This window comes from Prolixibacter bellariivorans ATCC BAA-1284, from assembly GCF_000621705.1.
Classification (GTDB): domain Bacteria; phylum Bacteroidota; class Bacteroidia; order Bacteroidales; family Prolixibacteraceae; genus Prolixibacter; species Prolixibacter bellariivorans.
In genome coordinates this window covers 50,252-63,364 of the sequence record NZ_JHXO01000015.1, presented here as the reverse complement: position 1 = coordinate 63,364, position 13,113 = coordinate 50,252, and the positions used below count along the sequence as shown (strand labels likewise).

Genomic DNA, 13,113 nt, shown 5'->3' with positions numbered 1-13,113 from the left:
CCTTTCACGGATTCCGGGTACCTTCTTTTTGCGCCAACGGTACAACAGCATTAGGGCAGGGCAACGCCCTGTTACCTGGTAGTGCGCAAATGGCCTAAGCCCTGAAGGAGCGTAAGCAATATTAAACCTCATTCAGAATACCCATGCCCCTCAATTCATTTATCGCCTGCCGGATGGTACATTCTTTATCTTTTTCAATATTGACCCGCTCTTTCAATTCGTAATAATGATACCGTGCGTTACCAATCGTCTCATTGTGGGGAATCTCTTCAAATATCTTATCCAGTTTCGAGTAAATAACCGTTTCTTTTTGGGGAAACCGTTTGATTATTTCGAGAAACTTTTCAAAAATAACCGGAAACAAACTTCCAAACCCATCTTTCCCCATATTACCACCGGCATAAACCGAAAATAAACCAGTTAAAAAGTCAATTAAGAACTCCGAATTTTCTGGTTCCATCTTCCCAACCATTTTCTGTAAAGACTCTCTTTCATTCAACTGGGCATTTGCCAAATTCCGCAGTATTAATTCCGCACCTTGTCTTTCCCCATAATTCATCATATAAATCCCCAGTTTCACTTGATCTACATTCGGGCAATCAACCTGGGTCTTCATAAACTCCAACACTTCAGGTCGCTTATGCTTGACAAAATAGTCAACGAGGTTCCAATCATAGTAATTATCACTTCCACCTAACTCCACTAATTTCAGTGAAGGCAAGATCATTTCACAATCACCTCCCAGGAATTCGTAGGTATCCAAAACTTCCCGTCTTACATATCTTTTTACATAAGGACTGTTCAAATAGTGAGGCAAATATTCAGCAGCTTCTGTCCATCTCTCTTCTTTCACAACTTCGACGTGCTCGACTAAAACAGGTTCAATCATATCTGACTCTTTCCTAATATTTTCTGCGATTCTTGCTTTTAGAGTCTCTATATTCAGGTGTTTCTTTAGATAAGCATAAACTCTGTAATCGTTAATATTTCCACCTCCGGAGGTTATCATTTTATTAATCCCCATCCATCCAGTCATTTCCAACATGATATTCTCCTCTATCTCCACATTAAAAAAAACTGCAAATTGTACGAAAAGTGCTGTTTTGTTATCGTACGTATATCCTCCATCACCGTTTTTAGTCAGGCTACCTTCAAAATTAACTTTACAAGAATTAGTCTTACACCAGTTGACAATCCACTCAATATTTTCACGGGGAAGATTATTTGACGAATAGGCATACGCATATTTATCGAGTATGATATCTTCCCATTGGTCTTCATTCGATAATCGTTCTAAAAACAGATCTTTTTCAATTTCCTCATCATTATCGGAATGAGTTATTAAGAATTCCAGACCAACAATTAATTCAGGGTCTTTGGGAATATTATCGTCTGACCAACGTATTTCAATAAGGTCTTCTCGGCTAATTCTGGAGCGCTTTATAAAGCCAAAAGCTTTCTTTACACATGCTATTGCCAGTTTTCTATTCAAAAGAATTTCGTACTCTAGTTGTTCAACTCTAGTCGTAAATGAATTTAATTCACTGGTGTCATCATTAAACTTACGACCAGCAACAAGACTTAACTTTTCTTGAAAGACTCTACCCTTTTCATAATTTTCAACAATGGATAAAACGCCTATGAAATACCAAATTAGCTTATCCGGTATTTTTCCTCCCAGATACATCTCAATTACCCAATCCAAACATTCCTGATTGGCAATTAGTGCCGGCACAATGAAGTATTCACGTCGCCTGTTACTTGAATTATTTAAATCTCTTAGGAAACATGATTTAAAAACCGACTCAACCTGTTCCGTTCTCTCAAAAAAGATCTTGAATTGTTTTCCATACTCTTTCTCATGGAACCGATACGAAGTATACACAAAGTCAATAATCGCTTTTGTAACACAGGAATCTGAATCATAGAGTTCTATGGCTTGAATGCCTAATACTTCGTATAAATCACGCTTCCAAGTACGTTCTCTATTTTTGTTATTAGCTGGAGTTTCTGCAACGATAAGATTTATAAGTTCTTCTTTGGAAAGCAATCTTACAACGTCAAACAATGAATATTCTGAACCAACAAACCTCTGTTCACTGAATGCCTCCACAAGTTTATGAACTTGTTCTCCAGTGATATCATCAAACTTACCATCGGCCAAATAATGACACAAAGAGCTTAGGGGGCCATCTTTGTCATACAAATTTTCGGTCGCTATTAATTGGTCTTTCACTTCCTTCGAGAAGAGTTTCCATTTCGAAAAGGACTGGATGATTTCCCGGCTGCAACCATATTTATGGATTCCGTTCCGATTTAGGAGCACTAAGTACAAAGGCTGAATTTTGTGCAAATATTGCCCCGAACTCTTTAGATGGGATAAAACCCTGACAGCATTTGAAATCACCTGCTGCTTGGCGTTCTCCACACTAAGTTCAGTTATGAGAAATTCAATTACTTCACTATTCTTCTCCAATTTGACGAAATTGTATAAATCTTGTTCGGTGTATGTCTTGTTCCAAATAATTGAATCTTCTGCTTTATGCTTATTGAGAATCCCTTTAAAAACGTCGTTCCGAATAGTCCTATCGACCTTATCGGGTTCCGTTTTTACCAGCGAATCGATATCCTTTTCAATGAAATATTGAATCAACTCACCCGAAGGCTTCGCAATATTGACCAAAAACGAAAATGCATTCAGCCATTTGGGTTTTAGCTTCCCGTTATCCAATAGAATAATCTGTTTTTGTTGTTCCCAGTCTAATTCTGCAATATATTGCGCCGCCAAAAATTCCTGCAGGTTATTGTGCTCGAACCGCCATTCATTTTCTTCCTGATAAAAAAAGAGTTTTTGTATCGTCTGCCTGATTTCCTGTTTTCGGACAATCATGGTGAAATCTCTTTGGGATATTTTGAAAGAGCCTGCATATTGCATTGTCAGGGCAAGGTTTCTTAAACTTTCCCTTAAACCGTACTCATCGATATTCTGCCATGTCAAAGGCTTTTTATCGCGTTCCCAATCAATACGCAATTCGATTAACTTATCGAAAAATGCAGCCTTTGTTTCGGGCAAGCGTCCGGTTGAATTATATATGTCGATTGTATTTACCAGATAATATGGATTCGATAAGATTTCAAACGATTTATTCTCCTTTACCGCACTCATGAAAGAAGCCGAATCCAAACATTCCTGTTCAATATACTTCTGAATATCTTCGTCCGACAATTCCTCCAAATAGCAAACATTGAACTCGTCACTCTTTTTTTCGTCCGGATTTTCGATTGCATGAAACGGATTAAAGTTATTACGGCAGGAAACCAGCAAATGTGCATCGGAATGTCCTGCTGCAAAGTTCTCAATCTCATGGCCCGCTTCTTCTATTTTACTACTGTCGATTTCATCGAAGCCATCTAGAATAAAGTATGTTTCTGCATCTTCAGGAACATTCTGCCAATTCTTGCAACGAGCGTTCAACAAGGTTTCCAATGACCTCGAGTAATTAATCAATCGCACAAAAAAGCAAAAGGTATTAGCGGTCTTCTTTATCTCATTAGTAATTCGTATTAGTTCCGTGGTTTTCCCCCAACCGCCGACGCCTAACAAAACAACTCGTTTCTCCTTGTTCAAATAGTTGGTTAAATCAATAGACCTTCCTTCTAAATCCAATGCTTTCCGGGCAATGTATTTTTCAGCTTTAAAGACCGGTAATTTTTGTTCCGGACGCGCCGGAATCTTAATCAGGACATTCTTTATCTTTTCCGAATCTCTGGTCCCCTCAAAAATAGTCTCTTCCAAGTCCAACAGGTCGTTTACACTTTCATTTGTTATTAAAGAACCAGCTACAGGCACATTGTGTCCATTAACTTCCACTGTTGGAGGTATTTTAATTCCCTTCTTGTTTTGAATGCCCGATGCAAACACAATAAAAAGCCGATCGTAATCCTTATCGAGACCTCTTTTGTAAAATGAAGTAAGCGTATCTTTAATTTTTTTATTCGCGTTACCGGTTGAGTCTGTCACCGTAATCTGGAAACAAACCCGGTTCTTTTTATCCGCCAAATCGATTGCCGGATGATTTGGTTTATACGTGTTCAAATTCTTAATCTTCCAACCTTCATTGGCATAGATTGCATTTAGCAACTCCTCCAAAAATAACTCAGCCAGAAAAGCAATGTCACCGTTATGCAGTTCCTTTTGTTGATGGATATAATTCTGATTTTCCAGTAATCCTTTCTGAATGGCAGTGCGTTGTTCGTCTAAATACTGTATACCTGTTTTCATAGAAATTATTTGTAATCATAAAAATAACGATTCACTCTCAGCAAACAACTATTCAGTTTTACAAACTATTCACAATCAACAGTTAATTACTAATTGCGTATCGGAATTTGCCATTTCGCCTTCAGAATCTCACTTTTTCCTCTCCCAACCCCTTCCTCTTCTCTGGTAATACCTTTCGCCATGCTGGTTCAGATTTCCGCGGTGTTGGTCGTGTTATTCCCGGCTTCCGGGATGTTGGTCACCGCTCTGGTATTATCCGTCGCACTTCTTTCGGTGTTGTTCTCTGGTTTTTCAATGTCTTTCCCTGCTCTTTCAGTGTCTTCCTCCACTTTTTCGATGTTTTCCTCGCCTCTTTCGGTGTCTTCCTCCACTCTTTCGATGTCTTCCTCCGCGGGGGAAATGGTTGCTAAATGGCAGTAATCAAAGAGGAAGTGATGATATGCAATACCAAAAAAGAAAGGTAAACACATGGTCAATGGATAGGCATTTATTTCCCATGAGAGACCAATCGAATACACTGAAAATACTAACTAAAACGGTGAAAATATTAACTCTTATATTAAAAAACATATAAAAAAGTGGTGCAATTGAGTTGCATATAGCGGTAAAACGTTGTAATTTCAAAAAGCTATTCAGTTAGCAACTAAGACAACCAATAAAAATTAATTAACATGACAACTAGTTTTAATTTTAGCATGGGTACGTTAACTCAGCGTGCCGACCGTATCGATAATTTGTTAGAACGCGATGCGGAACAAGTCTCCCCTCTCGGATACGATGAAACTTTCCGGACCAATCTCAAAACCAAGGTAACGGCCTTCAGGCAAATGCCGTCGGATAACTACTGGCTGGGACAGCAAACCCTGAAAACCGATGCGAAAAACAAGGCCTACGCCCAGGTGAAAGAGCTGTTATCGACCTTACGTTTTCGCTGTAAATATGCCCTGGGCGAACAGTCGGTCGAATACAAAGCCATCCGGTTTAATAAGCTGAAGGATGTTAAAGCAGCCGACCTGATTAACCTGGCTAACCATATCTGTACCACCTGCCGGGAGATGCTCGACAAACTGGCTTCGCGCAACATTACCGAAGAAACGCTAACGGAGATTGAAGCAGCTGTTACGGTGCTCGACGACGCTATCGACGAACAGCAAACACTGATATCAACCCGCGAGGCCAAAACGGTAGAACGCGAAAGAGCCGCCAATGAGATTTACCGGTCGATTACCGAGATATGCGAGGCCGGCAAGGATATCTGGGAAGGTGCAAACGAGGCTTATTACAACGATTATGTGATATATGGCTCGAAGGATACCATTGAAGAGGATGAACCCGTGGAGGATGCAGCAACTGAACAATAAGTCTAATCGGTATTGACATAACAAAAGCCCCGTAACCGGGGCTTTCTTGCGAATATAAGGGTGCAATGCGACCAGGGACAGGCTGAGTGCTCCCCTCTATAATTTTCGGTATTTGTACAAACGTTTAACCAAGAATTAGCCATAATGAAAAAAAACAGGGTCTCTGTCAACTTCGATCATTTCCCCTACCGGAAAGAGCTTATTCCCGAGGACAAAGTGGAATATGAACAGTTCTTCAAAAAGCTGGCAACGCAGTTTGCCACCGAGTTAAAAGAATCGGAGAAAGGAAAAAAGTACCTGGAAAAGTATGCCGACCAGAGCAAAGATGATTTCATCAGTCGGTATGTCGACTGGAAAATATCACTCGTCAAGTCGTATAACTATTACTTTGGTTTGCTAAACGAACGCGATACCCTGGAACTCAAGTACCAGAACTACGCGACTGAGGCGCTGAAGAGTATTTTGAAGAAGAAACTGTTCAACATGGAACTGCAGTGGCGGGCGGGGCAGCTTGAGATTGAAGAGGTAAAAATATCGTTCGACTTCTTATATTGGCACCAAAACATTATGGCCTGTCCTTTCATCCCGATGATTACCCCGGAAGAAATAGCGTTAATGAAAAGCTTTCTCTTGTCGCTCGACGATCCGTATCCGCGGCGTCCCTGGGAATTGGACATACCGGATTATCAGCATGTGATGGAAAAAGATGAAAACGGCAATTATAGTGACATGCCCGATTGGTTTGAGTATTACGACAGTCGCATGGGGACGAACCTGCTGCTTTTGCTTCCCGACAAGAAGGGGCCGATAGAAGAAATGTACATCAACCTGGCGAGGAAGACGCAAAAAAAAGCAAAACCGGCAAAGAAGAGTCCGCCGCCACCAGCCGATAAGCGTCCGGTATTGTCGGGGTATATCGATTTTTATATTGAATTTGCCCGTGAGACCGAAACCGACCCTTACATTCTGAAACTGTTTGACGGGATGGAAATTCACATTCAAAAAATCGACCGGGAATCGAGTCCCGCTGAGTTGGAAGGTCCTCTCGCAACGTTGCAGGATGCCGACCGCCCGATATATTTCGATAGTCACCTGGTGTGGTACAAGGCCATTCTCAAGGCGGCATCTCAATACAAAAATCAAAAAGTAGCCGAGGCGCTCGATACGGTTTACGAACAGTATGTAACCTACAAAGAGCTGGGCTTTACGTATGAGTTAGACAACAAGTTCGGTATGAACGACACCTACCAAATGATACGAGAGCAATTGCGGGAAGCCATATTAGACGCACGCGAAATGAGGGGTGAACCGCGCGATTTCAATTATTAAAGGCACTCCAAGGAGAGAGTAAGCAAATAAACGCTTATAAAATACGATAAAGCATTTCGCAGCCATCCCGTTTTCACTAGCTAAACAGCTCCACTATTTCCTCCGTTGTTACCTTCCCAAAGTAGTCGGTTAAGCTCACCGATGATAGAGTTTGCCGGATGTTGTTGGTTTCGTGCGGCACACCAACCAGCTTTTCTTCGAGCTCTTCGATGGGGCGTGAGGCAAAGAAATCGCCGAAGATTCTTGCTTTCTGAATGATGCCTTTCTTCACATCCATGTGCAGTTCAATGAATCCGGCAGGTACCTTAATGGCTTTGTTGAAATCGTAGTTGGGCGAACCACCAAAGTTCCAATCCCAGGTACTGTACTTTTCCGCGGCCAGTTGCTCAATTTTCGCCACTTCGTCGGGCCGCAGGTGGTGAATGGTTGTATCATCGCCATTTTCTTTCATGATTTGCCCAATAAGCAATTGCTTGAACTTGTCGACCGTCATTCCGCCCGGAAAATAATCAATCAGGTTGGTTACACGGGCGCGGGCCGACTTCACCGCTTTATCCCGGAATTTCAGCGGATTGATTTTCAATGCTTCGCTCAATACCTGCATTTCAGAGTCCAGCAAAATGGTACCGTGCTGAATCATTTTCCCCTTGCGGGCCAGTTTGGCATTGCCACTGAATTTCTTGCCGTCGACCACCAAATCATTGCGTCCTTCCAGCTTAGCCGGGACATCCAGGCTGTTCAGCAAATCGACCACCGGTTGGGTGAACTTCGAGAAATCGGAAAAATCGTCGTCTCCCAAAGGCGTATGAAACGAAAAGTTCAGATTACCCAGGTCGTGGTACACGGCACCACCGCCCGACATCCGGCGAACTACCTTGATTTTGTTTTTCTTGACATAATCGAGGTTGATTTCCGCCAATGTATTCTGGAACCGTCCCACAATGATGGAAGGCGCATTTACATAAAGGAGAAAAATCTCGTCATCCGGATATTTGTCGAGCAAATACTCTTCGGAAGCAATGTTGAACCAGGCGTTATTTGAGGGCGAATCGATAATCAGCATGAATGAAATTTTTTTGCAAAAATAGGAAGTTTTTGACTTTTGGCTTGCAAGGAAGCTAAAGGAATCCGGAAGAATATTGCGACATCACCCTCTGCTTGAGACTACGCCACAACCTGCTACACTATAAATTATTCATAGGAATCGTCACATAAACGCCGACTCGGGTTCCCGACCAATCCTGCTTAACCGGACCATGCTCACCGACCAGATAGTGCAGAACGTTTTCCCTGGTTTCTATTTTGCTTTTCGCATTATATTCATAACCTGCATAAATACCAAAAGAGATGTCGGTAAAAAAATAGCGACTTATCCTGACCTGTGGCATCATCCACCAGTTGTGGCTTTCGAACTGATATGTTTCGTCAAACCCCTGACTGGGAATAACTAATTTTTCAGCTATATCAATATTAGCAAGCTTAATGCCGGAAGACAACTCCAGTCCCAAAAACAGGTTGCTCCCAACTTCTTGTTTATAGGAAACGATTCCACCAAAATTCACGGCCCTGGCTTTAATATCCATCCTATACGACCCCGAATAATCGGCATAGCTATTTCGGGCACCGGTGGAATAATAACCAGTAGTACCCCCAAAACCGAACGAAGGATTCAAATAGTATAACACATCGGCTCCGAAATTGGCATAGCCCGGAAACTCTTTCACACTTTTCACATTCACCCCTATATCGGGAATAGCGTACTGCTGAAAATCTTTAAAATCAGCCATCGCATACGTACCCCAACCAATGGCCGGGCGAAATTCAAACCCCTGCCCTTTCAGACCTATACTAATGAAACAAAGGGAAACGAGCGGTATAATTCTTTTAATGGACATAATCTGATACTGCTAAATGATAACCGGCGTCGAACAAAATGGTGTTGTTCAGCAAACGAAAATCCCAGGCACTGGCCCGATGATTCAGCGTAAGCTTCACCACGTTATTTTCATAATCGTACACATATATTTTCTTTTGGGAATTGGAGACCAGCAACAAGTTATTGGTTACCGGATCGAAATTGATAGGGTTCGCCACAAACTGGTTTAGATTACGAGTGATTTGACCGGTTGAACAGTCCATCACATGAATCCCATCCTGTGCATTCAACACCAATTCGTTTGGTTCTCGCGGATTAAACAAGCAACTGTAGTAGGCGTTGGAATTCTCATACTGCAAAACGAACTGCCTGTCGTTCACCACCTCGTATACACTCACTCCGAGTTCATTAGCAAACGCAGCATAGTGTCCGTCGGATGACACGGCAAATTGATAATAAGCAATCGAGCCGGAAGTACGAAGTGGGTCTGTCGTAGTAATCACCCGGTTACTTAAAATATTCAATAACGAAAAATTACTGTTATGCCCTACCAGGAAAATCGTATCGTTCAGGTTTTTTACGACCCGGAAGGTCGCATTATCCCCAAAACCGTTGGGCATACCACCCAGGTCATTTAAGAGGGTCATGCTGAATTTCCGGCGTTGCTGAGCGATAACGGCATACACCGTTTGATGATTCTTCGAAATGGCCAGGGAATGATTATCCTTGTAATCATAGGAGTGGTCGTAGCTGGCAATCACTTCCAGATGTGCATCCAGTCTTCGGAGGTAGTCGGCCGACTTCACGAAAAAAGAGTGAATTGAGGGATCGTAGACCACTTCGGTAAAGCTTTGACCGTCGTCGACTCCCAGTGTATATCGCTTCATCTGGTAATAAGTAAGATAGAAATCCCGCCACTTTTTCACAGGTTGGAATTCGAGTTGATAATCGATAGTCCTGCCCATACCCGGTGCAGGGAGGGTTATCGACGTGTCAGCCCCCATTGCTGTTTTGTCGATACTTTGGCTTGTGCTGAAAAAGGCTTTACTCTGAAAAGGTTGCGACGGCCAGCTGACGGTTAGGCTATCGGGATTTTCCTGAATATGCATCTCCAGGGGATAGTCATAGGTATAATCAAACTCAGTAGCTTTTATGTTCCCGTCCAGGTCTCGATATTTGGCAAAAAGCTGCAACCTGATTTTTCCTCCCACATAAAATGAATCGACAAACGAAGTGATATTGGAATCAGTAAACTCATGATCATAAGAAGCGCCAATACCGCTGTTATCGATGAATAACCGATAAGAATAAAAGAAAGGCGAATCGAATTTGTCCCAATGAAACCGAAGAAATCCATTTTCGATGGATGAAGTCACTTTCAAGTCGGGCGCCCTGGGATGTTCGACGATGACAACCCACGTTTTTTGAAAGAGGTACGCTTCGGTTCCCGTCTTATCGGCCAGACTTCCCGTGCCGGTATGTGTGTAAACTTTCATTGCCATGGAATATACCCCTTCAGGAATAACTTTGGGATCGATATCGATGGAACCAACGACCGTATCATAAACAAAATCCTGGTTATTCAAGGTGATGACCACACCCAAAATAGGTTGTTTATCGGAAACAAAATGAAAGTTATAGCGTGTCTTCTGATAGACAACTAATGTATCCTGGTTCAAATCGAGTGTGAGGTTTTGAACCTGCGGCGGAGTGGTGTTTTGATCAACGTCCACAAAATTCTCCCCTCCCGTAGAATACGTACATGAGTAAATCAATGGAATCAATCCAATGAGAATAGAAAATACAAGCTTTTTCAATCTTTTGTTAGTTAGTTAACCAATCTGCTTTGTCTGTCTGAGTCACAAATGTAGCATAAAATACTATCAGATGTCCGGAAGCTCGCAATATAACAGGATGATAAATCTCATGCAAGCAGCAAAGCATTTGGCGATTAGAACAATCGATTGGAATAAAAAAATTTCGTAAAACCAACTATCCCCGGGGCAAACCTACTGGGGGCAAGCCTCCCGGGGGAATCATTTGATGACCTCATCCATTCCCCTCACCGTATCTCCGAGCCCTAATCCTCGCAAACCAACAAGCACCGGCCAAGTCCCCGCTTTTATTACGAAAAAAGAAGGCCATCTAATCAGGCAGACGGCCTTCTCTTTTCCAAACAACAGTCACCCGCTCAGTTCTTCACCATCATCTTCGTTTCCTTATAATCATTTAATTTCAGATTGCAGAGATAGACTCCGTTGTGTAAGGCAGAGGCGTTGAAATGTATTTCGTGGGTACCTGCTTCATATTTCCGGTTAACCAGCTGTTGTACCAGGCTTCCATCAGTTCGGAGGATATTCATAGATACCATTCCCGGCTGCTCCATTTTGATTCGAATAGTCGCATAATCACTGCACGGGTTAGGTTCTATGCTTTCAATACAATGATGGTTGACACGGGCTATCTGCCGCTGATGAATATACGGATGTTCACGCGAAGAAGCATAACCCATCGATTGCACCCAATCCTGATTAATGGCTGTGTACCACATTTTCCATTCATGTCGCATATACTTCACCCAGGGAGTGAGTACCCAAAAGTCGTCGAATCCACTATCGGATGCAAAGAAAATAGGATTATCCTCATAAGGTTCCCAGTTCTTTCCATCTTTCGACGTAGCATAAGCAATAGAATTGCTGCCGGCATAATCACCGCCGTCATAGAACATGTAGTAAAGGCCGTCTTTGTGCACCACACTGGAGACCCATATTCCGGCTTCATTCCAGGTTCCGGGAACGGGAGCCAGTACCGGGTTTTCCTTGTATTTGTGCCAGTGGATACCATCTTTTGACCAACAATAACCAATGTGTGCATACCAGGAATCATCCTGGAAACCCGTGTACCACCCCCGGTAGATTCTCCCATCGTAAACGACGGTTTCCAAGGCGGCATAATACTGATCCCACTCTCCTTCTTCTCCGATTTTCAGTACAGGATTGTGCTCATATTTAGTCCAGTGAATACCATCTTTCGACCAGGCGTAACCGGAACCGATGGAGGCATATGGTTCATTGGCGCCCATATACCACATCTTGAAAAGGCATTCCTTTTTATCGTAAATAATGGCCGGTACTTCTGGGCCATAGTCATCCCATTCACCTTCTTCCCCCGGCCCCAATACCGGATTCCCCTCATACTTGGTCCAGTGAACACCGTCCTTCGACATGGCTAATCCCAGTCCACGCTTGTAATCGTAATCCATGCCCATGTACCACATGCGGTAAATTTTTCCGTCGAACAGTACACGGGGATGTGATGCACTCTCCTCTTCCCAACTGCCCAAAGGTCCGGGTTGTAACAAAGGTTCAGTGACATGGCGATGAAAAACAGGATCGTCTGGCTTTCGATGATGGTAATTCCAATTCCAGAAAGATGGATATGGATTGGGGGTCCGGAAATGCTGTCCGGATTTGAGGTTCATTTTTCTTTGTGCGATGGCTGATTCAGGAACAAAACCGACACACAGAAAAACAAGACAAAAGGTTAACAGTATAGATTTCATTTGATTTAACTTTTGGGAGTTTTTTGTCAAGACAATTATTTTTCGACGTTTCGGTAAAAACCGAATACCACTCAGAAGCCCGGGCAAGACTCCCCATCACTGGATATTGCATAAAAGATGAAATGAATTCAGGTATTCGGCAATTTAGGAAATGCCGGGTCCTCAGTTAATTCAATTCATTCACATCACCATTGAAATAAACACGCTCCTGGTTTCTCTCCAGAAATCGATGTCAGGATGACATGTAATATCATTGACCGGGAATCTTGGTTCATCTAAATTTTCGGGATATACAACGGGAAACATCAATGCTTCTTAAGGTGGACGAATAACGTGCATATTCTTCCTCCCGGATATTCTCTATAATAAAAATGATTACATGGCTAAATATGTGTACACTGTAGCAAACATCTTGTGTTATGTTAGCACCTGGCCAGTCAGATAATTTTAATAATCAATTTATTAAAGCAGAATTAATTTACGACAAATCAATGAAAAAACCTATCCATTATGATCACCCGATAGAGATTTCCATTAATTTATCGACTCCAATTTTGGGTTATTAATATACTTCAATGCTTAATATTTCTTCTCCATTATTTTTATTTTATACCAATTGGTATGTATTTGTAATGGATGTGAAGAAATCGGGAAGAACAAAGTAGAAAACTTCTGGGACAAGCTAGTGGTATATGTTTCCGTT

8 protein-coding genes and 1 pseudogene are annotated in these 13,113 nt (G+C 42.2%); 2 read left to right on the top strand and 7 right to left on the bottom strand.

The features are described from left to right. Positions 1–121: 121 nt before the first annotated feature. The 3 genes and pseudogenes from T426_RS0118920 to T426_RS0118910 form a co-directional block, all read right to left on the bottom strand. On the bottom strand, positions 122–3,487 hold the full coding sequence (locus T426_RS0118920) for an NACHT domain-containing protein (RefSeq protein ID WP_248622595.1): 3,366 nt from the start codon (positions 3,485–3,487) through the stop codon (positions 122–124). A gap of 423 nt (positions 3,488–3,910) precedes the next feature. Then, positions 3,911–4,282, bottom strand: a pseudogene (locus T426_RS26335) (SMEK domain-containing protein); the annotation flags it as partial. 188 nt (positions 4,283–4,470) lie between these two features. After that, the gene (locus tag T426_RS0118910; RefSeq protein ID WP_027586124.1) at positions 4,471–4,752 is read right to left on the bottom strand and encodes a hypothetical protein; all 282 of its coding nucleotides are present in this window, start codon (positions 4,750–4,752) and stop codon (positions 4,471–4,473) included. A gap of 201 nt (positions 4,753–4,953) precedes the next feature. On the opposite strand from T426_RS0118910, the gene T426_RS0118905 reads away from it, so the two are divergent. After that, on the top strand, positions 4,954–5,643 hold the full coding sequence (locus T426_RS0118905; protein WP_027586123.1) for a hypothetical protein: 690 nt from the start codon (positions 4,954–4,956) through the stop codon (positions 5,641–5,643). Between the two features lie 144 nt (positions 5,644–5,787). After that, positions 5,788–6,972, top strand: coding sequence for a hypothetical protein (locus T426_RS0118900; protein ID WP_025866100.1), 1,185 nt, complete (start codon positions 5,788–5,790; stop codon positions 6,970–6,972). A gap of 76 nt (positions 6,973–7,048) precedes the next feature. Here T426_RS0118900 and lplA read toward each other — a convergent pair whose 3' ends face one another. The 4 genes from lplA to T426_RS0118880 all read right to left on the bottom strand — a co-directional run bounded on the left by lplA (position 7,049) and on the right by T426_RS0118880 (position 12,410). Further along, on the bottom strand, positions 7,049–8,035 hold the full coding sequence (lplA, locus tag T426_RS0118895) for a lipoate--protein ligase (RefSeq protein ID WP_025866101.1): 987 nt from the start codon (positions 8,033–8,035) through the stop codon (positions 7,049–7,051). Positions 8,036–8,156: 121 nt separating this feature from the next. Continuing rightward, complete coding sequence (locus T426_RS0118890; protein WP_027586122.1) at positions 8,157–8,867, bottom strand: hypothetical protein; 711 nt, start codon at positions 8,865–8,867, stop codon at positions 8,157–8,159. Beyond that, complete coding sequence (locus T426_RS0118885) at positions 8,857–10,665, bottom strand: hypothetical protein (RefSeq protein ID WP_025866103.1); 1,809 nt, start codon at positions 10,663–10,665, stop codon at positions 8,857–8,859. Before T426_RS0118885 ends, T426_RS0118890 begins: the two co-directional genes overlap by 11 nt. 374 nt (positions 10,666–11,039) lie before the next feature. Continuing rightward, entirely contained in the window at positions 11,040–12,410 is a 1,371-nt protein-coding gene (locus T426_RS0118880) for a T9SS type A sorting domain-containing protein (protein ID WP_025866104.1), read from the bottom strand. Positions 12,411–13,113: the final 703 nt, after the last annotated feature.